This window comes from Amantichitinum ursilacus (assembly GCF_001294205.1).
In the GTDB taxonomy this organism is placed as follows: domain Bacteria; phylum Pseudomonadota; class Gammaproteobacteria; order Burkholderiales; family Chitinibacteraceae; genus Amantichitinum; species Amantichitinum ursilacus.
The window spans coordinates 510,728-535,537 of sequence record NZ_LAQT01000001.1; the positions used below are offsets into that span (position 1 = coordinate 510,728).

The following is a 24,810-nucleotide window of genomic DNA, read 5'->3' on the forward strand; positions in this document are numbered from 1 at the left end:
CAGAGCGACTGCGACGCGCTGATTACGGTGTGCCGCGTACCGTCTGGCGCAGGCTGTTGCCTGCGTAGTCCTCGGGCGGATTGCCCATCGCATCGTACAAGGTGGCGGTATCGGCCAGGCGGGCGGCGCGCGCGCGGATGCTCTGCACTTGCGCGTTCTGATATTGCTGGCCCGCCGTCAAGGTGGCGTAGAACGGCAATGCCCCCAACTGATAACGCGATGTGGTGTTGCTGGCGGTTTGCTGCGCCGCCGCGGCCGCGCGCTCGGTCTGGTTGAGCGTGTTGGCATCCTCTTCCAGCGACACCAGCGTATCCGCGACATTCTGGAATGCGCTCAGCACGGTTTGCTTGTACTGCGACACCGCCGCGGTATAGCTGGCTTCGTACTGATGTTTACGCGCCACCAATGCGCCGCCATGGAAAATCGGCTGCGTCAGCGAAGCGCCCACACCCCAGATCACGCCCGCAGGCGACGTAAAGGTCGACCAGTCGAAACCACCCCGACCATAACTGGCCGACAGCGTGAGCGACGGAAACATCGATGCCGTCGCGGCGCCTGCTGCATCGGCCGCCGTGCGTACCGCGGCTTCGGCCGCCAGAATATCGGGGCGCTGGTGCAACAACTCGGTCGGCACCGAAACCGGCACTGCGGTGGGCAAATGCAGATCGCTGAGCGCCACCACGTCGGGCGCCTGGTCCGGCGTGCGGCCCAGCAACACGGCCTGCGCATGCCGCACGGCCAGCCATTGCGCGCGCAAAGTCGGCAAGGTGGCGGCGGCATTGGCAGCGTCTTGCTCGGCTGCCAGTGCGTCATCATGCGATGCACTGCCCGCTTGATAACGCTGCTGCATTTGCTCGGCGCGTGCTTCGCCTAAACGCACCAGTTCAGTGGTGGCATCCAGTTGCGCCTGCAGCGAGCCGACGTTGATGGTGGCCGCCACGATGTTGGCCGCGATGGCGCGGCGCGTGGCTTCCAGCTGGAAGGCCTGCTGTTGCACCTGCTCGGCCAAGGCCCGGTCTGCCAGCAATGCCGCGCCAAAAAAGTCGAACGTATACGAGGTTTGCACCTGCGCGGCAAACACGTTCTCGACAAAGGTTTGCTGCGGCAAGGTGGGCAAGGCCAAGGCACGCTGACGTTGCGGCTTGAAACCCACGTCCACCGCCGGATACAGATTGTCGCCAATCTGCGAACGCAATTGCTCGCGCGCGGCCTGCAGATTGTGTCTGGCAGCGGCCAGCGACTGGTTATGCGCCAGGCCTTCTTCCACCAGCGCGTTTAGCGCCGCCGATTGGTAGGCCTGCCACCACGCCGGCACGGGCGTTATATCGTGGCGGATTTCTTGCGTAACACCGTCGGCGGTGGGCAAGGCAGAAGCTTGCACCGCGTAATGCTCGGGTGACGGCATGGCGGGCGGATTGCGTTCGGGGCCAAAGGCGCTGCACGCAGACAGCGTCAAGGTCGCAGCGCTGGTCAAAATCAAAGCGGCGCGGGTCATGGTTGGGCCTCCGGTTGAGCGGATTCGTCGCGTTTAACGCGGAACCACAAAGCGTACAAAGCAGGCAGATAGAACAGCGTCAGCACGGTGGCCACCGTAATGCCCCCCATCAACGCCGTGGCCATCGGGCCAAAAAAGTTGCTGCGCAACAGCGGGATCAGCGCCAGTACCGCAGCGGCTGCCGTTAAGGTAATCGGGCGGAAACGGCGCACGGTTGCGCCAATAATCGCCTCAAAACGACTATGCCCGGCGCGGATATCCTGCTCGATCTGGTCCACCAGAATGACCGAGTTGCGCATGATGATGCCGAACATGGCAATCGTGCCCAGCATCGCCACAAAGCCAAACGGCATATGGAACAGCAGCAAGGCAAACACCACGCCGATCAGCCCCAGCGGCGCGGTCAGCACCACCATCAGCACGCGGCTAAAGCTCTGCAACTGCACCATCAGCAACACCAGCACCACAATCAGCAAGACCGGCATCTGCACGTTGATGGACGCTTGCGCCTTGGCGTTTTCTTCCACGGCGCCGCCGATTTCCACGCGATAACCAATCGGCAATTCGGCGCGCAAGCTGGCCAGTTGCTTGTCCAGCGTGTTGGTGACATTGATGCCCTGCGCGCCATGCTGCACATCGGCTTGCACGGTAATGGTCGGCTGACGGTCACGTTCCCACACCACGCCGTATTCCAGCCCGTAGGTAAAGTGGCCCAATGCAGCCAGCGGGATAGCGTTGCCATTGCCGCCCGGCAAAGCCAGCCGTTCGATCTGGCCCGGGTCGATGCGGTCGTGTTCCGGCGCGCGCAGATCAACGCCGATCAGCTTGTCGCGTTCGCGGAATTGCGTAACGGTGTAACCCGTCAGCGACATCTGCAGATAATCGGCCACGTCTTTCGACGACACATTCAGCGCGCGCGCTTTCACCTGATCAATCTCGAAATGCACCGAGCGCTCGGCCGGTTCGTCCCAGTCAAATTGCACGTGGGTGGTGTCGGGATTGGCGCGCATCACGTTGGCGACTTTCTCGGACCATTCGCGCACCACGGCAATTTCGGGGCCGGTTACGCGGAACTGCACCGGAAAGCCAATGGGCGGGCCGTTTTCCAGTCGGCTGATCCGCGTGCGCAGGGTCGGAAATTGCTCGCGCAATACGGCGTCCAGCGACTTGGCCAGCGCCTCGCGGTCTTCGATGGTTTTGGCCGTAATCACCACCTGCGCCAGATTGGGCGATGGCAATTGCTGGTCCAGCGGCAGATAGAAACGTGGCGCGCCAGAACCGACAAAGTCGATGAAATGATCAATGCCGTTCTGTTTGGCCAGGATGGCTTCAAAGCGCTGCGTTTCACGCAAGGTGGCGGCAAAGGAGGCGCCTTCTTGCAAGCGTAGATCCACCAGCAGTTCAGTACGGTCCGAGCTGGGGAAAAACTGCTGCGGCACCAGCGTAAACGCACCCATGCTGAGCAGAAACACGGTCAGCGTGACCAATAGCACGGTCTTGCGCCGGGTAACGCACCAGCCTATCCAGCCACGCAGACGTTTGTAGAAGCCGGTGTCATAGATATCGTGATGCTGCGCGTTAGGGCCGTCGTCATGCTGGCCGGTCGCGCGCCGGGTGGGGTGTTCGGACAGAATGCGATAGCCCAGCAACGGAATGACGATGACCGCCGCCAGCCACGACAACAGCAGGGCAATGGCCGACACCTCAAAGATCGAGCGCGTGTATTCACCCGTGGCCGATTCGGCCAGCGCAATCGGCAAAAAGCCCGCGACCGTGACCAGCGTGCCGGTCAGCATCGGAAACGCCGTGCTGGTATAGGCAAAGGCGGCAGCGCGCATCCGGTCGTAACCTTGCTCCAGCTTAACCGCCATCATTTCGACCGCGATGATGGCATCGTCTACCAGCAAACCCAACGCCAGAATCAGCGTACCCAGCGACACTTTGTGCAAGCCGATGCCAAAAAAATGCATCAGCAAGGCCGTGCCCGCCAACACCAGCGGAATCGACAGCACCACCACCATGCCGGTGCGAAAACCCAGGGTGATCAGGCTGACCACCAGCACGATGCCAATGGCTTCGGCCACCGCTTCGACAAACTCATCCACCGACAGGGACACCGCGTGCGGCATGCTGGCCACCGGCACCAGCTTCAGGCCAGCGGGCAACAGTTGCTGCAGATGGGCGGTTTCGCTATCGAGCGCTTTGCCCAGCGCAATTACGTCGCCCGACGGCGCCATCGTCACACCGATGCCCAGCACAATCTGATTGTTATGCCGCATGTATTCAGTGGGCGGATCGGTATAGCCGCGTTTGACCTGCGCGATATCGCCAAGCCGGATGACGCGACCATTGACGCGGATCAGCGTATCGGCCAACTGGTCCACCGATTTGAACTGGCCGCCCGGGCGCACATAAACGCGGTCATCGGCCGTGGTAAACACACCTGCCGCAGCCACGCTGTTCTGCGCGTTGACCGCATTACCGATCTGTTGCGGCGTCAGTCCCAGTTTGGCCAGTTGCGCGTTGCTGATCTCGATATAGATGCGCTGCTCCTGATCAGCAATAAAGTCGACCTTGGCGACACCCGCCACGCGCAGTAGCTCCGTGCGCAAGCGCTCGGCATAGTTGTGCATTTGCGCAAACGAAAAGCCGTCGCCTTCCAGCGCATACATATTGGTGTAAACGTCGCCAAACTCGTCGTTAAAAAACGGCCCCTGCACGCCGGGCGGCAAGGTGTAGCCGATATCTCCCACTTTTTTGCGCACCTGATACCAGGTATCCGGCACGTCTTTAGGTGGCGCGGCATCCTTGATGGTAAAGAACAGTTGCGATTCGCCGGGGCGCGAATAACTGCGCAAGTAATCGACGTTGGGCGTTTCCTGCAATTTGCGCGCGATGCGGTCGGTGACTTGTTCCTGCACCTGGCGCGCCGTGGCGCCGGGCCACAGTGTGCGGATGACCATTACTTTGAAAGTAAACGGGGGGTCTTCCGACTGCGCCAGTTTGCCGTACGACAAGATGCCGAAAGTGGTCATCAAAATCAGCAAAAAGATCACCAATGCCTGATGCCGCAAGGCCCAGGCGGACAGATTGAAGCGGTGCTCTTTTTCCGAAGGCGTCAGTGCGGGCTCGCCGGGCGGCGCCTGGTCGGGGCCGTGCGGGTCGGAATAATCAGAATCGGGCAGCCGGCTCATTGCGCGGCCCCTTCTGCGGCTTGCTCGGCGGCAAACAGCGGCTTGACTGGCTTGACGGCCTGGCCAGCGAACACGGTATGCACGCCAGCCTGCACCACTTGTTCGCCATTCTTGATGCCGCCGCTGACGGTGGCCGAACGCTCGTCATAGCGCAGTACATTCACCTTGCGTAGCTCCAGTTTGTTGCTGCCATTCACTACCCACACGGCGGGATCTTTGCCTTGGTGGAAGATGGCGGTGGCAGGCAACTGGAACGTGCCGCCATCGGCATTGGCGCTGGCTGGGCTATTGGCCGGTTGCAACACCGCATCGCCAGTCATACCAAATTTAACCGCGTCGCCCGGCTGCACCAGCGTCAGTTTGACGCGCCACGTGCGGCTTTGCGCATCGGCCGCCGGCGCCACTTCGCGCACCTTGGCGGCGAAATGCTGGCCCGGCAATGCGGGGAAGGTAATCGTGGCGTTCTGGCCCACCTTGATGCGTGCCAGATCTCGCTCGGAGGCATCCAGATACAGATCGGTATCGCCGCTCCACGCCAGGTTGTAGATGGTCTGCCCGGCCGATACCACCGCGCCGGTATCGGCGTTTTCGCTGGTGATGACGCCATCGTGGTCGGCCACCAGCGTGTTGTACTGCAGATTGTTTTGCGCCAGCAGCAATTGCGCCGCAGCTTGATCACTCCCCGCCACGGCGGCGGTGTAATTGTCCTGGCTTTGTTCCAGCTGATTGGCGGCAATCAGGTTCTTTTGCGCCTGGCCCTGGTCACGCTGCAATTGTTGCTGCGTAAACACAACTTTATGTGCGGCGGCATCCAGCTGGGCTTGTGCGCTGGCGACTTGTTTTTGCGCATCGACCGCATCCAGTCGCGCCATCAACTGCCCTTTGCGGACGCGATCGCCCAGTCGTACTTTGCGTTCGATGATCTTGCCGGCGACGCGAAAAGACATCGCATTGGTGTAACGCGACGCCACTTCCACCGGATAGCGCAAAGCGTCGCCGGCTTGCGCGGTACTGGATTGCGCGGGCATCGCCACCACCAATGTCGGCGGCGCGGGCGGTTCTTCGTGGCGCTGGCATGCGGCCAGTGCGCCCGCCAGCATAAACGCCAACGCGGGTAAAACAAACGAGCGGCGTTGGCGCAGGGCAACGCGGCGGATGAGGCTGGGCTTCACTTCGAAACTCCTGATGGCTGATCGGATGGGTAGATCCGTGATCGGTCCGCGGCTGACGTAAGCGTTGCGCGGATCTTGTCTGATGCGACGTCGCATCCTAATACACACCTGTATCTGAATACAACCCGGTTTTTCTGAGCAATAGCCCGTGCTAATATTGCGTTCATGACCCGCAAACGCCTCACCCGTGAAGAAAGCCGTGACCAGACCCGCCAGCGCCTGCTGGATGCCGCCTTGGCGCTGATCGCGCAAAAAGGCCTGGCCGCGACCAGCGTCGAAGATATCGCTGAAGCCGCGGGCTATAGTCGCGGCGCGGTGTATTCCAATTTTGGCGGCAAGGGTGATCTGTTTATCGAGCTGCTGCGGCGCGACCATCAGCAGGCCACCGCCGAATTTGATGCCGTGTTTGATGACGCCCTGCCCATCGCGGAAATCCGTGAACGCATGCGCGAGTTGTACGTCAGCCTGTATGCCGACACCGCCTGTTTTATGAACTGGACCGAAGCGCGCATGCTGGCCGCGCGTGATGCCGATTTCCGCGACAAATTTGCGGCGCTGATCAGCGAGAAATGCGGCCAGGTGGCCGGTTACGTGGGGTACTTCTATCAGCGCCTGGGTGTTGAGCCGCCCGCTTCCCCCGAGGTGATCGCCATGGGTTTTATGAGCCTGATGGAAGGCGTGAAATTGTTCATGTTGTCCAGCCCGCTGGAAATGCGCGCGCAACACGCTGAAGCGGCACTGGCCGTGTTTATGGATTCGATCACCGAGCTGGCTACGCTTAAATCCACGCCTTGATCACGCGCGGTGGCGTTATTTGCCGCGCCCAACGCTGCGCGGTAAGGGTCCTGCCCCAGCCTGTTGCGCCAGGAGCCCTCCTGGCTTATCCGCTGCTTGCGCGCGGCCCACAATAGCGGCCATTCGTTGCAACCTGCCGCCATTTCCTTCGATGTTCACGAGCCCGTTCATGCCAGCAAAAAAACGACTGCTATGGTTCGCGCTAGCCCTATGGCTGATCGCGTCGTGCGTCACCTTGATCAAGCTGGACGCGGATTCGATGTTTCCTGGCGGCTTCTGCGGAACCAGAAAATGACCCAAAACAGCGGTATTTCCCTGTCCACCAGCGGCATGACACTCTCCCGGCGCGGCCCGGATCTGATCACAATGTTGCGCGGCACGGCCGATCGCATGTTCGTGCCGATCAATACGCTGTACTGGCTGGTGTCGGTGGTCGAGTCTTTTGTGACCGGACATATGCTTGCGGTATGGCTGATTGGATTGCCTGCCGTCATCGTGCCCGCCTTGCTGGCGTGGCGCGACGCGGGCGCTTTAAGTACGCGGCTGGTGGTGGCGTGCGCCTTGATGATTCAGGCCATCGTGTCGATTCTGACGTCGGGCGGCGCCATCGAGGCGCATTTTGGTGTGTTTGTCGTGCTGGGTTTGCTGCTGATTTATTTTGACTGGAAACCGATCGCTGCCGCTGCGGTACTGATTGCCGTACACCACTTGGGGCTGAATTTTGCCGCCGGGATGGGTGCGGGGTATTTGTTTAAAGAAGGCCCGTCGCTGAGCCGCGTGATGATCCATGCCGCTTATGTGGTGGTGGAATCGGGCATGTTGGGCTGGCTGGCTTTCAAGATGGAAGGCGCCTTGCGCGCCAGTGGTTCGATGGGGCGCTTTGCGTCGCTGGCGGCCGAGGGCGATCTGACCATGGAATTTCCGGCGGATTTGCTGGAGCTAAGCCCGATGTTGCGCGCCGCCAGAACCATGCAGACGCGGATGACCGATGCGCTGCACAGTGTGCAGACCAGTGCCAGCACGCTGGCCGACGTGGCGGGCAGCCTGAGCAAGGAAAGCGCTAATCTGCAGGCGGGCATTGAATCGCAAGTGAATGAAACCCGCTTGATGGCCGATGCGCTGCAAGACATCAGCGCCGGCGTAGGTCGCGTGACCGAGGGCGCGAATGCGGCCAGCGCGGCCATTGCCGAGTCGGTGCGCATGGCCGCCGAAGGCGACGCCGCCAGCGTGGGTGTGAACGCTGATCTGGACGCCATTAGCGGCACCATTCAGGGCTTGTCGAGCAATATTGAGGTGCTGAATACCCGCACCACCGAGGCCATGGCCATCGTTGATCTGATCAAAGCTATTACCGACCAGACCAATTTGCTGGCGCTGAATGCGGCGATCGAAGCGGCGCGTGCAGGTGAGCACGGTCGCGGCTTTGCTGTGGTGGCCGATGAAGTGCGCAAGCTGGCCAATAAAACCAGCGAAGCCACCATCTCGATCCGCGACACCATGAGCACGATTGCCGGCAGCATGGATGGCACGCATCAGGCGGTGGGCCAGGCGCTGGAGAAAGTCTCCGCCGGGCTAGAGAAATCGGCGCGGGCACGGACGACGATTTCGGAGATGGCGCGCATGACCGCGGCCACCGGTGCGGGCGTGCAGGAGATGACCGAATCGCTGGAGCGCCAGTCGCGCAGTAGCGCGGATGTGGCAGACCGTTTGCAGCGCGTGGTGTCGCAAGCCCATGCCGCCACGGACACCTTGCGGGACGTGACGGAACAGATTGCGCGGCTGAAGTCGCAGGCCGATCGCATGCAGGACAGTAGCCAGTTCTTTACGATCAACCGCAATTGATGTCAGCAGAAACATGGCTTGACGTCAGGCCGGCACAGTCTGTACGGTAAAGGCCATGCGTTCCTTAGTCTTCGATTTTGCGACTACCACGACCACCACGACCGCCATGGGCGGGCTGTGGTGCGAATCGGTGTGGCGCAAATAAACGCAAGCGACGCAAACCGATTTCCACTCGCCCCGCCCGCTCAGGACGGGGCTTTTTAATGGGCGTCGTCCGCGGGTATACCCCGGAGTAATGCCATGTCTGATGCTTTGTCGCGTAGTGCCTTGTTGATTATCGATATGCAGGTGGGTCACTTGCACGGCCCTGAAGTCGCGTTCGAGGGTGATCGGGTGGTCGCCAATATCAATGCGCTGATCGCCCGCGCCCGCGCCGGCGATAGTCGGATCATCGCCGTGCGCCATACCGGCCCGGACGGTTCGCCCATCGCCAAGGGCAGCCCGCTCTGGCAAATTGCGCCGGAACTGGATATCGACCCGGCGCGCGATCTGATCATTAACAAAACACGCGCCAGCGTGTTTGTCGGCACCGGTCTTGCCACGCAACTGGCTGATTTGGGCGTGGGTCGGGTGCTGGTGACGGGCATGAAGACGCAATATTGCATCGACACCGCCTGCCGTGCTGCACCCGAGCATGGCCTGCAGCCGGTGCTGATCGCGGACGCGCATACCTGCATGGACACGCCGGAGTGGTCGGCGGTGCAGATGATCGCGTATCACAATCGCGTGCTGGCTGGGCCGGTAGTGCAGCTGGCGACGACGGCGGATGTGCAGTTTTAAGCGGCAGAAACGACAAAGCCGCGGCCACATCTTGCGATGTGGGCGCGGCTTGTTGGCTTGATCCCGACGCCCGCCGCCAAGCGGGCATATGGTTTAGCGCAGGTGCGTGCGGATGACTTGCAGCATCTGGCCGAACACGCGCGGCGTGCCGCAGATGACGTCGCCGCTTTGCAGGAAGTTTTCTTCGCCCTTCATGTCGGTAATCAGACCACCGGCTTCTTGCACCAGCAGCGAACCGGCGGCGATATCCACCGTTTTGAGGTCGAATTCAAAGAAACCATCAAACTGGCCCGCCGCCACATACGCCAGATCCAGTGCAGCCGCGCCCGGACGACGCACGCCAGCAGCTTTTTGCGTCATATCGCGGAAGATATTGATATAGGTTTCCAGATTGCCGAACTGGGTGTACGGAAAGCCGGTACCGATCAGCGCATCCGACAGTTCCCGCGTGCGCGAGACGCGCATACGGCGGTCGTTGCGGAACGCGCCCACGCCGCGGGTGGCGGTAAACATGTCGTTGCGGTTGGGGTCGTACACCACGGCCTGAGTAACCACGCCTTTGTGCGCCAGCGCAATCGAAACGGCGTATTGCGGAAAACCATGCAGGAAGTTGGTGGTGCCATCCAGAGGATCGATGATCCATTCGAATTCGGACTCGCCGGTCTGGCCCGATTCCTCTGCTAGAATCGCGTGCTTGGGATAAGCCTCAAGGATGGTTTCAATAATGGCTTGCTCTGCGGCACGATCCACTTCCGACACAAAGTCGTTGTGACCCTTTTTTTCGGGTGTGATCAGATCAAGATTATTGGACGCGCGCTGAATGACTGAAGCGGCGCGGCGAGCGGCACGAACGGCCGTATTGAGCATCGGATGCATGGCTTACCCCTGATTGTAAAAGGCTGACGGCAAAGGTGAGCCCCGACCCTGGTGGTCGGGCTGCGATACGATGCGGATTGTCACCAACCCGGCGGCGTGTGCGCCTGCCCGGTCAGCCTTAAAGAACGAAAAATACGAATAGCGCGCATTCTACTGATTTTCCGGCATTTTTGCATGACTACGACACAGAACCCTTCGCAAGACCCCGCTTTGCTGGCCGGCCTGGCCGCTAACGATGCCCTCGACGTATTTCGCGTGGTGCTGTCGCATACCTCGCACCCCGGCAATATCGGGTCCACCGCCAGAGCCATGAAAAACATGGGCTTGCGCCACCTGGTGCTGATCAACCCGAAAGAATTTCCGTCCGAGGTGGCGACCTCACTGGCGGCGGGCGCGGATGATGTGCTGGCCAACGCGCGTGTGGTTTCGACCATGGAAGAAGCGCTGGCGGGCACCACGTTGCAAGTGGCAATGACAGCGCGCCGCCGTGAACTGGTGCTGCCGCTGCAAACGCCGCGCCAACTGGCGCCGGAGCTGCTGCACGAAGCGCGCCAGGGCCAGCAGATTGCCTTGGTGTTTGGCACCGAAATGAGCGGCCTGACCATCCCGGAAGTGGCTGCGTGCAACCGGCTGGTCACCATCCCCACCAATCCGGATTATTCCAGCCTGAATCTGTCGCAAGCGGTGCAGGTGCTGTGCTACGAGCTACGCGCCGCGCAACTGGATGACGTGAGCTATCTGGAAGAAAAGCGCGAACATGCCACGCATGAGCAACTGGAGTTGTTCTATACGCATCTGGAGCAAACGCTGACGGATATCGGGTTTTTAAAGCCGCACGCGCCAAAGCGGCTGATGGCGCGTATGCGCCGGATGTTCCAGCGCGCCACGCTGGAGAAAGATGAAGTGGATATCCTGCGTGGCGTGCTGCGCGCCGCGCAAGAATATCGCGGCCCCAAAGCGGATTAACGCTAACCCATAGGGTGGGTCGAGACCCACCATCCAGAGCCGTACAGAAGATACAGAAGAACGCAGCACGCGGACCAGTTCTTCTGCCCGGCTTTGCTGGGTGGGTCTAGACCCACCCTATTTCGCCTGCGCGCATTCATGCATGATCCGCCCGATTCGCGAGCGGCTATTTGAGATAGTGCTTCTCGCCATAGCCCGAAATCGCCATCAAAAACCGCACCACCCCGTGGCTTAGCCATGGCACTGCGCGCTGATACCATGGTGCGGCCAGCCATTTTTGCGGGTCGAGCGGCCGCGCGGCGTGTTCCAGTGTGTCCAGCACATCGCGCCGCAACTGGCTGGCAAACGCTTCATCCTGCACAAACACATTGCCTTCGCGCGCCAGCAACAAGCTGAACGGATCGATATTGGACGAACCGACCGTGGCCCATACGCTATCGATAATCGCTACTTTGGCGTGCATAAAGCCGGCGCTGTATTCGTGGATTTGCATGCCTGCCGCCAGAAATTGCCGATAAAAGCCACGGCTGGCGGTTTGCAGTAAAGCGTGGTCGCGCAAGCCTTGCAGCAATAGCACCACGCGCACGCCCCGTTCAGCCGCATCCACCAAGGCATGGCGAAAGCGAAAGCCGGGCAAAAAATAAGCGCAGGCGATGATGATTTCTTCCTGCGCAGCCTCGATGGCGGTTAGATACTCATGTTCGATATCGTGCCGTCGGCGGAAGTTGTCGCGCACTTCAAAGCGCGCCGCCGCGCCGCCCGCCATCTCGACCGGACCACGCAAGGCGCTCGGAATGGCCCAGTTTTGCTCAAGCTGCGTCCAGGCCGTCTGGCGCCAGAGCCGGTCCGCCGCGTCGTGCATCTCGGCCACCAGCGGACCACGCACCGCCACCATATAGTCGTAGCGTGGTTCGGGTCCGGGCTGACCCGTAAAGTCGGAGACGATATTGATGCCGCCGGTATAAGCCACTTCGTGATCAATGACGGCCAGCTTGCGATGCATGCGGCGCAGCCGCTGCCGGTTAAATGACAGCGCTTTGACTTCGGGGCGAAAGAACAAAACGCGCACGCCGGCATGCAACAGGTTCTGTTGCCACTGCGGGGGAAAGCGTCGCACACCAAAGCCATCCAGCAGCACATTGACTTCCACACCCCGACGCGCTGCAGCGATCAAGGCAGTGACGACAGCCAGGCCAATTTCATCGCTCGCGAACAGATAACTTTCGAGAAAAATCTCATGCCGGGCGTGATCGATCGCGTGCAGCAAGGCGGGGAAATACATCTCACCGTTCTTAAGCAGCGTGAGGTGATTGCCCGCCATATAGCCCGGCATGTCAGGTTTTCCGCAAAACCGTATACAGCGGCGCGTGGTCGGATAAACCCGTCCACGGCGCGCCGCCCAGCACATTGGCCAGCTCGATATTGAAACCGCGCACATAAATGCGATCGAGCGACAGCACGGGCATCTTTACCGGAAAACTGCGCGCGGGTGCGCCATGCAGCGCTTCGAAGGCCTCGACCACGTGCACGTCGTGCTGCAGCACGTGTGTGGCCTCGCGGCGCCAGTCGTTAAAGTCACCGGCAATCACCAAGGGCGCATCGTCGGGCACTTCGTGATGAATCTGGCTGACCAGCTTGTTGAGCTGCTTGCGACGATCCCGCCCGAGCAGGTTTAAATGCACGCAAAACGCATGCAACGGTTGTTGCCAACCCGGCACATCCAGCACGCAGTGCAACAGACCGCGTTGCTCAAAACGGTTGAGCGTGATGTCGTGATTGCCCCAGCGCACCACCGGAAAGCGGCTAAGTAGTGCATTGCCGTGGTGGCCTAGCTTGTGCACCGCATTACGGCCGTACACTGACTTCAGATCACCATGCTCCAGAAATTCATGCTGCGGCGACTCTGGCCAATAGGTAAATTGCTGCGCCCGGCGCTCGTGCGAGCCCTGCACTTCTTGCAGGAATACGACGTCGGGCTCCAGCGCTTCCAGCGCCTTGCGCACGTCGTGCACTACCAGCCGCCGGTTGAGGGCGCTCATGCCTTTGTGGATGTTGTATGAGGCGATTTTTAGTGTTTTTGCCATGAATCCAGTCACTTACGTTGCTTGATCAAGGCCGCGCCAGCACGCGGGGATGCTGCTGGCGCTTGATACCTTCAGGCAGGTTAGCACGTAGCAAGGGTGGCTGAAGCAGGCGAACGGCTGACTTTCTGTAAGGACTGTGCCCGGCACGCCAGACTGAACGCATTTCGCCGACGTGGCGACCGTCAGCATTCACATCCCACGCCGTAAGAAATGGGTTTAGCCTAAGCATTTTCTTAAGCAGCACTGGCTGCGGTAAACGGATGTGAGAACGGAAATGACCCCAATGGCGCTCGGATCGCCCCTCTATCGAAAACTTTCCGGCGCGCGCGACGCCAGCGCCGACGCGCCATGTGATTGCACGCATTCCCGCTACGTGCCACGCGCCGAATTCAGCTCGCGCATCGATGCCGTCGAGGCCAGAACTGATGCGCGCATCGCATCCATGCAAACCACGACCAGCAGCATCCAGGCGGAGATGCGTACGTTTCGCGAGGAAATGCGCACTTTTCGCGAAGACATGCGCCGCTTGCGCGAGGAGATCAAGGAAATCTGGACCACCATCGCCGAGCTACGGCGCGATATGAAAGTGGAAAGTCGTCAGCTCAAGTTCTGGATGGTGGGTACGGGGATAGGCGTGGTGCTGGGGATTGCGGCGTTTAATGCCACGGTGCTGTCCAGCATGGTGGCTTCGTTTGAATCAGGCAAAAACCTGACCGCCGTGCAAATACAGCTGCAGCAGCAAGGCGCAGAAAATCAACGGATGCTGGAACGCGTGCGAAACCAGCTGGAACTGATTGAAGCGCGCACCGCAGCACTGCACACCGTGGCCTCTTCCGCGCAATGACCTTACGCTCAGCGCGCCCCAGGAACCGTCCTGGCTGGCAGCGCGCGTGGTCGATGGCACTATGTATTCAACGCGCAGGCAGGCGCGTTATCTCCGTGTAAGAGGTTGGTTAGGCCCGTTACTTTGGTAACGGGCTTTCTTTTTTGCGCCCGATCAACGCCCGGATGGCTGCGGCATTCGACGGTGAGAACACGGCGTCCGCCGCCTGCTGCCACGGCATCCAGCAAAAGCGCGTGTGCTCGGCCGGGGCCAGCGTTACCGGGATGTCCGTGGGTACTTGCACGCTAAACACATGTTCGGTGTTGTGCGTGACGCCCGGCGCATAACGATGCCGCCAGCGCTCAAAAATCTCGTACACATTTTGTTGCTGCCAGTCTTGCAGGCCGAACTGCGCGACGGTGATCCCGGTTTCTTCAAAAACCTCGCGCGCGGCCACTTCAGGCAGCGCTTCATTGTTTTCACGACTACCCGTCACCGATTGCCAGGTGCCGGGATAATCTTTGCGCTCAAGCAGCAGCACGTGCAGGTCGGCCGTATGGATCACCACCAGCACGGAGAAGGGTTGTTTGTAGGGCATGGCGGCATTATACAATCGAGCGTCCGCCGCCAGGCCCATCCCATTAGAGCCCGCTATGTCTGTCTGGTCTGCCGCCCAACCGCGCGCCTGCTTTCCCTTGTTGACGCAACAGTCAGAACTGATCTGGCTGGACAGCGCCGCCACCACGCAAAAACCGCTGGCCGTGCTGGATGCCGAGCGTGCGTTTTATGAGCAGATCAACGCCAATGTGCATCGCGGCGCGCACCGTCTGGGGCATGCGGCCACTGAGGCGTTCGAGGCCGCACGCAGCAGCGTTGCCCATTTCATTAATTCCCCGTCGCGCCAGCAGGTGGTGTTTACGCGCGGCGCCACCGAGGCCATCAATCTGGTGGCGCACAGCTGGGGCGGCAGCCAGTTGCAAGCTGGCGATGAAATTCTGATTTCGATGCTGGAGCATCACGCCGACATCGTGCCGTGGCAGATGCTGGCGGCCCGCACCGGCGCGATGGTCAAGCCGATTCCGCTGACCGATGCGCTGGAGCTGGATCTGGATGCGTTGGCCGCAATGCTGAGCCCACGTACGCGGCTCGTCTGCGTCACCGCCATGTCGAATGTGCTGGGCACGCGCCCGCCCCTGTCCCGCATCATTGCCATGGCCCATGCCGTCGGCGCGCGCGTATTGGTGGATGCGGCACAGGCGCTGGCGCATGACGTGATCGACGTGCAGGCGCTGGACGCGGATTTTCTGGTGTTTTCGGCGCACAAGGTGTTTGGCCCTACCGGCATCGGCGCATTATGGGCGCGCATGGAATTGCTGGAAGCGATGCCGCCGTGGCAAGGCGGCGGCGAGATGATCGCGCGCGTCTCGTTTGACGGCACCACTTACGCGCCACCGCCATTGCGGTTTGAAGCCGGAACGCCTGCCTTCGCCCAGGCCGTCGGCTTTGCCGCAGCGCTGAACTGGCTGCAACAGCAAGACCGCAGCGCGATCGCGGCGCACGAAACTGCGCTATACCAACAGCTCGCTGCGGGCATTGCGCACATCGACGGCGTGCATATTCTGGGGGCGCCACACGACAAAGGCCCCATCGCCTCGTTGGCCTTTGCCACGGCGCACCCCTACGATGTGGCGCAATTTCTCGATAACGCCGATATCGCGGTGCGCGTCGGCAATCATTGCGCCGAGCCCTTGATGCAAGCGCTGCAACAGCACGGCACATTACGCGTCTCGATTGCCGCGTATAACAGCGCGCACGACATTACGCGCTTACTGGCCGTGCTGGCCGAAACCCTGGAGCTATTGGCTTGACCACACTCAGCATTCCCGCACTGCCCGCCTCGCTCGAACTGACCGCGCTGCGCCAACGTCTGGCTGACGCGCAGGGTTGGGAAAACAAAAACCGCACGCTGGTGCAACTGGCGCGCGATCTGCCTTCCTTACCTGAAGCATTTCGCACCGAGGATCATCGCATTCAGGGCTGTGAGGCGCGGGTGTGGCTGTATACCGACGACCAGAACGGACAGATAGCGCTATGGGTGGACAGTGATTCGCGCGTCGTGAAAGGGTTGCTGGCGCTGGTGTGGTCCGCTTACGCGGGCCGCAGCGCGGACGAAGTTCGCAATTTCGACTTCGCCGCGCTTTTGCAGGAGCTGGGATTAAGCCGCTTTTTATCCAGCTCGCGCGTCAGCGGGCTGAGCGCCATTGTTCGCGCAATTCAGCGCGCGGTTTAATCCCCGCCTGGTTTATTTGGCGTCCCCATTGGGCGTCAGCGCCAATAACGTGCCATTGCGATCTTCCGTCACCCAGATTGTGCCTTTGTTATCGGCTTTAAGATCGGTGGGCGCGCCCATGGGATGTTTGCCCGGCGCATCGGCCCAATCGCCAACCAATTCCGTATAGTCGCCTTGCGGCTGGTTATTCGCATCAAAGTGATACGCCACAATACGATGTCCATTATTGCGATAGCCATGCCAGCCAATAATCAGGCTATTGCGCCACGCGGCAGGCGCTGCATCGCCGCTGTAAAACAGCATGCCTAATGGCGCAGCGTGGCCCGGCATCAGGCGCACCGGCTTGCTATAACGGCTGCAATCGGCGTTCGGGAATTCCGGCGCGGCCATATTGTTGTCATAGCAATAGGGCCAGCCATAATGCGCGCCCTGCTTCAGCAAATTCACCTCTTCATGCGGCAGGTTTTCATCGTTTTCAAGGCCCGGCATTTTGCGATTGATATAGTCGCGACTATTTTCCGCTTGCCACACTGCACCACTGACCGGATTAACGGCCAGCGCCATCGAATTACGTAAACCGCGCGCAAAAATCTCGTCCTGCCATTGGCCGTCTTTAAAGGTGTAGTGATGCACTACGCCACGTGGCTGATCTGACTCGGTTTCGCTGCAGGATTGATTGGCCGGCTTGCCCGCTTCGATATGGCCATCGCAATTGTCGGTTGCGGAACCAAAATTAACGTACAGGCTACCGTCTTTGCCGAACACAAAGGTTTTAAGCGGGTGGCGGCCTTCATCGGGCAGATTGGCCAATACTGTTTCCAGCTTAGGTTTCGCGGCGTCGGCTTTGAAGCGGCTAATACGGCCCGCCTCGCCCAGATACACCAGCCCATCTGGCCCCAATTGCAAGGCATGGGGGCGATCCAGTCCTTCCAGTAAGACCTTATTGCTATAGCCGTTCGGGCCCCGCGTTAATTGCAATAACCTGCCTTTGCGTTTGCCCCAGCCGCCCATATCCGTCACCAGGATATGGCCATCCTGCAAAGGCAATACGCCGCGCGGCATGCCCAGGCTGCTGGCCGCTAATCCAACGCAAAAGCCCGCTGCCGTTTTAACGGGTAATTGCGGCAAACCGCCGCATTGCCCGTTGGTCACATAACCGGCCCCCTCTGCGGCAAAGGCAGCCCCGGTCATCAAAAGGCCCGCAGTGGCCGCGGCGATGCAGGTCTTATCAAATGCGCTCATACGGTTTACTCACAAAAAACAATGGCCTGATTGTAGCCGCGCCGCGCTGCCGCATTGCTACATTCAGGCCATTCCGGCAAACCGGTCACTCATACTCAGAAGAACCCGCCGCGTTTTTCCATTTTGCATTCATACGACAAGACCACTTCGCCTTTATCGTCGACGCTATCGAGCCGCACCGAAAAGCCCCACAGCCGTGCAATATGCTTCAGGACCTCATGCACGCTATTGGCCAACGGCCGGCGTTGATGTTGGAAATGCCGCAGCGTAAGCGATCGATCGCCGCGCGTATTGACGTCGTAAATCTGGATATTGGGTTCGCGATGCGCCAAATTATATTGCGCCGCCAGCATCGAGCGAATATCGGCATAACCTGCATCGTCATGGATCGCTGAAACCTTGAGTTGCGGATTCTCGTCATCATCCAGAATCGCAAACAAGCGAAAATCACGTATCAGCCGCGGCGACAGGTATTGCGCAATAAAACTCTCATCCTTGAAATTGCGCATGGCAAAGTCCAATGCTTTGCGCCAGTCCTTACCGATCAAATCGGGAAACCAGCGTTTGTCTTCATCGGTGGGTTCTGTGCAAATGCGCTGGATATCGCGGTACATGGCAAAGCCCAATGCATAAGGATTGATGCCGCTGTAATACGGACTATCCACGCCGGGCTGCATGATGACGCTGGTGTGGCTATGCAGGAATTCAAACATCGCGGAATCGGTGATTTTGCCCTCGTCATACAGCTTGTTCATCAGCGTGTAATGCCAGAATGTGGCCCAGCCTTCATTCATCACCTGGGTCTGGCGTTGCGGATAAAAGTATTGCGCCACTTTACGGATAATGCGGACGATTTCGCGTTGCCATGGTTCCAGCAAGGGCGCGAATTTCTCGATGAAATACAAAATGTTTTCTTGCGGCTCAGCCGGAAAACGTGACGGCGCATCGGCTTGCGCTTCTTCAGCGCGGCGCGGCAAGGTGCGCCAGATATCGTTGATTTGCGATTGTAGATAGACCTCGCGCTCGGCCTGGCGTGCCCGTTCTTTTTCCAGCGACAATTTCTGCGGCCGTTTATAGCGGTCAACACCGTAATTCATCAAGGCATGGCAAGAATCGACCAGTTCTTCGACTTTGTCTTCGCCATACCGCGCTTCGCACTCGGCGATATAGCGTTTGGCAAACACCAGATAATCAATAATGGCATCGGCTTCCGTCCATGTGCGGAACAGATAATTGCCTTTAAAAAAGGAATTGTGCCCAAAGCTGGCATGCGCAATCACCAAAGCCTGCATCGTCATGGTGTTTTCTTCCATGAGATACGCAATGCAGGGATTGGAATTGATCACAATTTCATAGGCCAGCCCCATCATGCCGCGCTGGTAATTCTTTTGCGTCGACAGGAATTGTTTGCCAAAGCTCCAATGATTGTACATTACGGGCATGCCGACGGAGGCATACGCATCCATCATTTGTTCGGCAGAAATAATCTCAAGCTGATTGGGATAATAATCCAGACCAAACTCATCGGCGATGCGTTTGATCTCCTGGTAATACTGATCGATCAGCTCAAAATTCCATTCCGACCCGGTCGATATTGGCTGCCGTACCGGTGCTACCGGTTCTTCACGGGGCGTACTGGGGCGCGTTGAAGTGGCCATATTTGTCCTCTCGCACGGTGGCCCGATCAGGCGGCGGCCTTTTCGGGATGCTTGCTGAACAGATCGCGGAATACCGGCCAGATTTCGCTCGGATCCTTGATACGGCGCATCGCAAATTGCGCGTGCGTTTGCGCGATCATTTCGTATTCATACCAGAGGTTTTGCGGCTCCCCTTCGGTGATTTCGACATAGGCGTAATACTGCAACGCGGGCAATAACTGATTGGCAATAATCTCGCGGCATTGTGGAGAATCCGAATCCCAATTATCGCCGTCCGAAGCTTGCGCCACGTAGATATTCCAGTCGGACGAAGGATAGCGCGCTTCAATAATTTGCCGGGTAAGCTTGAGCGCACTGGAAACCACCGTGCCGCCAGTATCGCGGGCATGGAAAAATTCTTCTTCGTCCACTTCAAATGCCTGCGTATGGTGGCGGATAAATACCACTTCAATTTTTTCATACACGCGCGTTAAAAACAGATACAGCAGGATAAAGAAACGCTTGGCGATATCCTTTTTGTTCTCGTCCATTGAGCCCGATACATCCATCACGCAAAACATCACGGCTTTGGTGGTGGGCAATGGCACGCGGATACGATTGGAGTATTTAAGATCAAATGGATCAATAAATGGAATGCTGCCTAGCCGCGCTTTCAAGCCATGGATCCGCTCCATTGCCGCTTTGACCACCGGATCGTGTTCGTCGCGCGTTTCCAGTAATTGATCGAGGTCTTCCTGCGCTTCATTCAATTCACGTAGCGGTTCAGCAGTCAACGCAATACGGCGACCCAAGGCGCTGCGCAAGCTGCGCAAAACATGAATGTTGGTGGGCGTGCCATCACTGGTGTAGCCCGCACGTTGTGGCTTGAAGGTAATCGTCTCGCGTAATTGCCGCTTGATCAGATTGGGCAATTCCAGATCTTCAAAAAAGAAATTGAGGAATTCATCGCGTGATAATTCGAAGGCAAATTCGTCCTCACCGCCGCCGCCATTGCCGGAGCCGCCATTGCCTTGCCCGCCGCCACCGCCATCAGGTCGATCAATGCCATCGCCGCGCAGATATTCCTTGTTGCCCGGAAATACGCGTTCCCATACGCCGCCCTGGGCATGGCCCAGCGTCGGTTCGTTGATGTCACGTACCGGAATCGAAACTTTTTCTCCCCGTTCTATATCGGTAATGGAGCGGTCTTTAACGGACCGGGCCACCGCGTCGCGGATCTGGCTTTTAAAGCGTTTTAAAAAACGCTCCCGGTTTACCGCCGATTTGTTTTTGCCGTTCAAACGCCGGTCTATCAAATGATGCATAGTACCCCCGAGCGGACAAGCCGCTTGCCGCGCCAGCGCTGACGCAGCAAGACGGCTCGTATTGCCTTAAGACGACTTGCGAACGCGCAAATACCATTCGCACAACAAACGCACCTGCTTCGGTGTATAGCCTTTGGTCACCATACGGTTAACAAAGTCTTCATGCTTTTTCTGGTCCTCTGCGCTGGCCTTGGCGTTAAACGAAATCACGGGCAACAATTCCTCGGTGTTCGAGAACATCTTCTTCTCAATCACCGTGCGCAATTTTTCATAACTGGTCCAGGCGGGGTTTTTGCCATTGTTATTGGCGCGTGCCCGCAGCACAAAGTTAACGATTTCGTTGCGAAAGTCTTTCGGGTTAGAAATGCCGGCCGGCTTTTCGGTTTTCTCCAGTTCGTTATTCAGCGCGTTACGATCAAAACTCTCCCCCGTATCCTGATCGCGGTATTCCTGATCCTGAATCCAGTAATCGGCAAACGTCACATAACGATCAAAGATATTCTGGCCGTATTCTGAATAGCTTTCGAGATAGGCGGTCTGGATTTCCTTGCCGATAAACTCGACGTATTTAGGCGCCAGATATTCCTTGATATACGCGATGTAACGTTGCTCGGTTTCTTGCGGAAACTGTTCGCGCTCCACCTGTTGTTCCAGTACGTACAACAAATGCACCGGGTTGGCCGCCACTTCTTGATGATCAAAGTTAAATACGCGCGACAAAATCTTGAAGGCAAAGCGCGTTGACAAACCACTCATGCCTTCATCTACCCCAGCAAAATCGCGATATTCCTGCAGTGATTTGGCTTTGGGGTCGACGTCTTTCAGATTGTCGCCATCGTAGACCTGCATTTTAGAATACGGGCTGGAATTCTCCGGTTCGCGCAGTCGCGACAAAATGGCAAATTGCGACATCATTTTCAGTGTGCCCGGGGCGCATGGCGCGTCAGACAATGAAGAATTCCGCAACAATTTATCGTAGATTTTGACCTCTTCTGTCACACGCAAGCAATACGGCACCTTGACGATATAGATACGATCGAGGAAGGCTTCGTTGTTTTTATTGTTGCGAAATTGTTTCCACTCCGATTCATTCGAGTGAGCCAGAATGACGCCTTCAAACGGAATGGCGCCAAAGCCTTCCGTGCCTTTGAAGTTGCCTTCCTGCGTGGCCGTCAACAATGGATGCAGCACCTTGATCGGCGCTTTGAACATTTCGACGAATTCAAGCAAACCCTGATTGGCCAGGCATAAACCACCGGAATAGCTATACGCATCCGGATCATCCTGCGCGTATTTTTCCAGCTTGCGGATATCCACCTTGCCGACTAGCGAGCTGATATCCTGGTTGTTTTCATCACCCGGTTCGGTTTTGGCAATGCCCAATTGCCGCAAGACCGACGGATACCGTTTGACGACGCGAAACTGATTAATGTCACCATTAAATTCATGCAACCGTTTAACGGCCCATGGGCTGGGAATGGTTTTTAAATAGCGCAGCGGGATACCATATTGTTCTGCAAGGATGGCGCCGTCTTCATCAGGATTAAACAATCCTAATGGCGATTCATTAACCGGCGAACCCTTGATGCAATAAAACGGCACTTTCTCCATCAATTCTTTCAGTTTTTCGGCGATCGACGATTTGCCGCCGCCGACCGGGCCGAGCAAATACAGGATTTGTTTCTTTTCTTCCAGACCTTGCGCGGCGTGGCGGAAATAAGAAACAACTTGTTCGATGACCTCTTCCATACCGTAAAACTCACGGAATGCCGGATACAGCCGGATCACCTTGTTCTGAAAAATGCGCGAGGCGCGCGAATCGAGCCGGGTGTCGATCATTTCCGGCTCACCAATGGCCATCAACATGCGTTCAGCAGCGGTGGCATACACCGAAGGATCCTGGCGACATAACTCCAGGTACTCTTTGAGGGTTAGTTCTTCTTCGCGGGTGCGCTCGTAACGCGAGGCGTAATGATTGAATACATCCATGACGCATCTCCAGACAGCGGTGGGAGGGGCTGCAACGGCATTGCCGAGTTCGTGTTGCGGCACGGCAATGCAGGTGAGACGACCAGGAATCGTCCCAGTTCTCGTTATAGACGAGCTAATTTCGAGAAGAGATATAAAATGTGACCGGGTGTACTGTCGCGGCGTGGATGCAACACTCGGCCAGGCCGTCAAAACGCGACAGGGCAAGCCCGAGCGCAGCGCAGCAAAAGCCGTGCTCCGGCAGATGCGGTACGCCCGCGGCGCAATAAAAAAGAGCCCATTGCGGGCTCTTGTCGTTGCCGGCGTCGCGCCATCTGGCGGCCGGACTTTACGTGTTACAGATGTGCCTACGCGGCTTGCGAAGCCTCGTAAAAGGTGACGCGATTGCGGCCGCTGCGTTTTGATGCGTAAAGCGCTTCGTCAGCCTGTTGTTTGACTTCTTCCACATTCTGCGAACCGGGCACGTACACGGCCACGCCCAGGCTGGACGTCACACGGATTTCGGTGTCATTAAACTGCACCGTCTCAGAGCCAATGGCGAAGCGGATCCGCTCGGCCACCACCATCGCGCCTTCGCGATTGGTTTGCGGCAGCATCAGCAAAAATTCTTCGCCACCGTAGCGGCCAAACACGTCGGTATCGCGCAACACGCCGCGCACACGGTCGGCCACGACGCGCAATACCTCATCGCCGCCGAGGTGGCCGTAGGTGTCGTTGACTTGCTTGAAATGGTCCAGATCCAGCAAGACCACGCTGAACGGATCGTGGTGATAGCGTTCCACACGACCGATTTCGTCGATCAGGCGCGCTTCGGTAAAACGGCGGTTGTACACGCCGGTCAGACCGTCGCGACTTGAGCTTTCTTCCAGCTTGGCCATCGCCTGCTTCAGCATGCTCTGGTACACGGCCGCATCAGTCACATCAAACAAGGTGACCGCCACGGCGCTGACCTCGCCATCCGCATCGCGCACCGGCATGAAAGTGGCGTTTTGCTGCATGTAATCGATGCCGCCCGTAATCGGCCGGTTGTGCCGGAACGGGAACAGATAGGGGCGTTGTTCCCACGAGGTAAACGCAAAATTGCGCAGCACAAAAACGCTGTCGATTTTTTTCGACAGCCATTTTTGCGGCAGCTCGGGAAACAACTCGAACAGGTTGCGCCCGATGGCGTTCTCGGCCGAAATTCCGCTGTGGTCAGCCATAAAGCGGTTCCAGACCAACACGTTATACGTCTTGTCGAGCGCGAAAATGCCGACACTGACTTCGGTTACGATGAAATCGCCAATCTCACCGAGCATCACAGGTTATCCATGAAAGTATCGAGCGCATTTTTGAGCTGGATAATTGATTCTTCGGGCATCAGCGTCAGCAGATGACAGGTGAAATCACGAATTTCGAGCGTAAAGCGTACTTCGACCAGCAGCGCGTAATTCCACGTCAGCTGCTGCGTATTGATCAGCCGATCAACGCCGGCGTTTTCTGCAATCAGCGTCGGCGCCGAGAACGACAAGGTGGCGTTGAGCAGATCGGCCACGCCATTCAAGCAAGCCCCCACCAGCACATTGCCGACATCGAGCAGCAGTTCGCGCTCTTGCGCCTGGCCCATGTCGTCTTCGTAGCCCATCAGGTCGGCCAGATTGCGGCAGCCCAGCTCGTCGTACACCACCATTGCTTCGCCATGCAACGTGCCGCCAAACGATTGGCGGATGGCGGTAATGCTGGCGCCAGAGCCCACCATGTGCTCGATGGCCTGAGTAATCTGCGCCGAGCCGGTGATATTGATGCGCGGCACAGACAGATGCACGAAGGTGTCGAGAATTTGCGCCAGACGCGCGCCCGCCTGCCCCATGGCGATATTGGTGACTTCCTGCAGCGCGTCGCGCTGATCTTCGGAAAGCAGCAATTCGGCAGTCATAGTTCGATTCCGTACTCGCGCAGCACGCGTTCGATCTGAACCGCGTCGACCGGCTTTTTGATAAAGGCAGCCGCGCCCAGTGCCCGCACGCGCTCGCGCGCCAACGGCTGGATATCGGCCGAAACCACAATCACGAACGAGTCGAGGCCTTCGTGCTGCAAGGTTTCCAGCACCGCGTAGCCATCCATTTCTGGCATGGTCAGGTCCAGAAACATCACATCGGCCTTGCCGGCATGATAGGCGGCCACGGCTTCACGGCCATTGCTGGCCTGCGTGATTTCGACATTCCAGCTAGCGGGTAGCGCCTTGATGAGCATTTTCCGCGCCATGGCGGAGTCATCTACAACGAGAATGGGCGTTGGCATACGTCGGGTTGGGTTCCGGA

21 protein-coding genes are annotated in these 24,810 nt (G+C 58.4%); 7 read left to right on the forward strand and 14 right to left on the reverse strand.

Annotated features, from left to right (window positions below; all coding sequences use genetic code 11):
• Window positions 1–22 precede the first annotated feature (22 nt).
• Genes WG78_RS02110 through WG78_RS02120 form a run of 3 tightly spaced genes read right to left on the reverse strand, consistent with a single transcriptional unit; the run spans window position 23 to window position 5,861 of the window.
• The gene (locus tag WG78_RS02110; RefSeq protein WP_053936112.1) at window positions 23–1,495 is read right to left on the reverse strand and encodes an efflux transporter outer membrane subunit; all 1,473 of its coding nucleotides are present in this window, start codon (window positions 1,493–1,495) and stop codon (window positions 23–25) included.
• Window positions 1,492–4,689, reverse strand: coding sequence for an efflux RND transporter permease subunit (locus tag WG78_RS02115; protein WP_201782326.1), 3,198 nt, complete (start codon window positions 4,687–4,689; stop codon window positions 1,492–1,494). Before WG78_RS02115 ends, WG78_RS02110 begins: the two co-directional genes overlap by 4 nt.
• Window positions 4,686–5,861, reverse strand: a complete 1,176-nt coding sequence (locus WG78_RS02120; protein WP_201782328.1) for an efflux RND transporter periplasmic adaptor subunit — start codon at window positions 5,859–5,861, stop codon at window positions 4,686–4,688. Before WG78_RS02120 ends, WG78_RS02115 begins: the two co-directional genes overlap by 4 nt.
• A 165-nt stretch (window positions 5,862–6,026) precedes the next feature.
• On the opposite strand from WG78_RS02120, the gene WG78_RS02125 reads away from it, so the two are divergent.
• The 3 genes from WG78_RS02125 to WG78_RS02135 all read left to right on the forward strand — a co-directional run bounded on the left by WG78_RS02125 (window position 6,027) and on the right by WG78_RS02135 (window position 9,278).
• Complete coding sequence (locus WG78_RS02125; RefSeq protein ID WP_053936113.1) at window positions 6,027–6,656, forward strand: TetR/AcrR family transcriptional regulator; 630 nt, start codon at window positions 6,027–6,029, stop codon at window positions 6,654–6,656.
• A 291-nt stretch (window positions 6,657–6,947) separates the two neighbouring features.
• Window positions 6,948–8,498 carry a methyl-accepting chemotaxis protein gene (locus tag WG78_RS02130; RefSeq protein ID WP_053936114.1) on the forward strand — a complete coding sequence of 517 codons (1,551 nt, stop codon included), beginning with the start codon at window positions 6,948–6,950 and terminating at the stop codon, window positions 8,496–8,498.
• Between the two features lie 240 nt (window positions 8,499–8,738).
• Window positions 8,739–9,278, forward strand: coding sequence for an isochorismatase family protein (locus tag WG78_RS02135; RefSeq protein WP_053936115.1), 540 nt, complete (start codon window positions 8,739–8,741; stop codon window positions 9,276–9,278).
• 93 nt (window positions 9,279–9,371) lie between these two features.
• Here WG78_RS02135 and WG78_RS02140 read toward each other — a convergent pair whose 3' ends face one another.
• Entirely contained in the window at window positions 9,372–10,154 is a 783-nt protein-coding gene (locus WG78_RS02140) for an inositol monophosphatase family protein (RefSeq protein ID WP_053936116.1), read from the reverse strand.
• A 174-nt stretch (window positions 10,155–10,328) separates the two neighbouring features.
• On the opposite strand from WG78_RS02140, the gene WG78_RS02145 reads away from it, so the two are divergent.
• The gene (locus WG78_RS02145) at window positions 10,329–11,120 is read left to right on the forward strand and encodes an RNA methyltransferase (protein ID WP_083458708.1); all 792 of its coding nucleotides are present in this window, start codon (window positions 10,329–10,331) and stop codon (window positions 11,118–11,120) included.
• Window positions 11,121–11,286: 166 nt separating this feature from the next.
• Here WG78_RS02145 and clsB read toward each other — a convergent pair whose 3' ends face one another.
• Window positions 11,287–12,453, reverse strand: coding sequence for a cardiolipin synthase ClsB (gene clsB, locus WG78_RS02150; RefSeq protein WP_053936117.1), 1,167 nt, complete (start codon window positions 12,451–12,453; stop codon window positions 11,287–11,289).
• Window position 12,454: 1 nt separating this feature from the next.
• Window positions 12,455–13,204 (reverse strand): endonuclease/exonuclease/phosphatase family protein, encoded by a 750-nt coding sequence (locus WG78_RS02155; protein WP_053936118.1) that lies wholly within the window; start codon window positions 13,202–13,204, stop codon window positions 12,455–12,457.
• 283 nt (window positions 13,205–13,487) lie between these two features.
• On the opposite strand from WG78_RS02155, the gene WG78_RS02160 reads away from it, so the two are divergent.
• Entirely contained in the window at window positions 13,488–14,048 is a 561-nt protein-coding gene (locus WG78_RS02160; protein WP_053936119.1) for a hypothetical protein, read from the forward strand.
• 118 nt (window positions 14,049–14,166) lie between these two features.
• On the opposite strand, the gene nudB is transcribed toward WG78_RS02160, so the two are convergent.
• Window positions 14,167–14,625: a dihydroneopterin triphosphate diphosphatase gene (gene nudB / locus WG78_RS02165; protein ID WP_053936198.1), complete on the reverse strand. Its 459-nt coding sequence runs from the start codon at window positions 14,623–14,625 to the stop codon at window positions 14,167–14,169.
• A 55-nt stretch (window positions 14,626–14,680) separates the two neighbouring features.
• Between nudB and WG78_RS02170 the strand changes: the two genes are divergently transcribed.
• Both WG78_RS02170 and WG78_RS02175 read left to right on the forward strand, forming a co-directional pair.
• Window positions 14,681–15,895, forward strand: coding sequence for an aminotransferase class V-fold PLP-dependent enzyme (locus WG78_RS02170; protein ID WP_053936120.1), 1,215 nt, complete (start codon window positions 14,681–14,683; stop codon window positions 15,893–15,895).
• A complete protein-coding gene (locus tag WG78_RS02175) occupies window positions 15,892–16,317 on the forward strand; it encodes a SufE family protein (protein ID WP_053936121.1) in 426 nt (141 codons plus the stop codon). The genes WG78_RS02170 and WG78_RS02175 overlap by 4 nt, the downstream gene beginning before the upstream one ends.
• 12 nt (window positions 16,318–16,329) lie before the next feature.
• On the opposite strand, the gene WG78_RS02180 is transcribed toward WG78_RS02175, so the two are convergent.
• From WG78_RS02180 to WG78_RS02210, 7 genes are all read right to left on the reverse strand, one after another.
• Window positions 16,330–17,559, reverse strand: coding sequence for a PQQ-dependent sugar dehydrogenase (locus tag WG78_RS02180; protein WP_053936122.1), 1,230 nt, complete (start codon window positions 17,557–17,559; stop codon window positions 16,330–16,332).
• A 95-nt stretch (window positions 17,560–17,654) separates the two neighbouring features.
• Window positions 17,655–19,217, reverse strand: coding sequence for a SpoVR family protein (locus WG78_RS02185; RefSeq protein ID WP_053936123.1), 1,563 nt, complete (start codon window positions 19,215–19,217; stop codon window positions 17,655–17,657).
• Window positions 19,218–19,243: 26 nt separating this feature from the next.
• Entirely contained in the window at window positions 19,244–20,521 is a 1,278-nt protein-coding gene (locus tag WG78_RS02190; protein ID WP_053936124.1) for a YeaH/YhbH family protein, read from the reverse strand.
• Window positions 20,522–20,587: 66 nt separating this feature from the next.
• Window positions 20,588–22,510 carry a PrkA family serine protein kinase gene (locus tag WG78_RS02195; RefSeq protein WP_053936125.1) on the reverse strand — a complete coding sequence of 641 codons (1,923 nt, stop codon included), beginning with the start codon at window positions 22,508–22,510 and terminating at the stop codon, window positions 20,588–20,590.
• A gap of 347 nt (window positions 22,511–22,857) precedes the next feature.
• Window positions 22,858–23,808, reverse strand: coding sequence for a GGDEF domain-containing protein (locus tag WG78_RS02200; RefSeq protein ID WP_053936126.1), 951 nt, complete (start codon window positions 23,806–23,808; stop codon window positions 22,858–22,860).
• On the reverse strand, window positions 23,808–24,425 hold the full coding sequence (locus WG78_RS02205) for a chemotaxis protein CheC (protein WP_053936127.1): 618 nt from the start codon (window positions 24,423–24,425) through the stop codon (window positions 23,808–23,810). Before WG78_RS02205 ends, WG78_RS02200 begins: the two co-directional genes overlap by 1 nt.
• Window positions 24,422–24,790: a response regulator gene (locus tag WG78_RS02210; RefSeq protein WP_053936128.1), complete on the reverse strand. Its 369-nt coding sequence runs from the start codon at window positions 24,788–24,790 to the stop codon at window positions 24,422–24,424. Before WG78_RS02210 ends, WG78_RS02205 begins: the two co-directional genes overlap by 4 nt.
• Window positions 24,791–24,810: the final 20 nt, after the last annotated feature.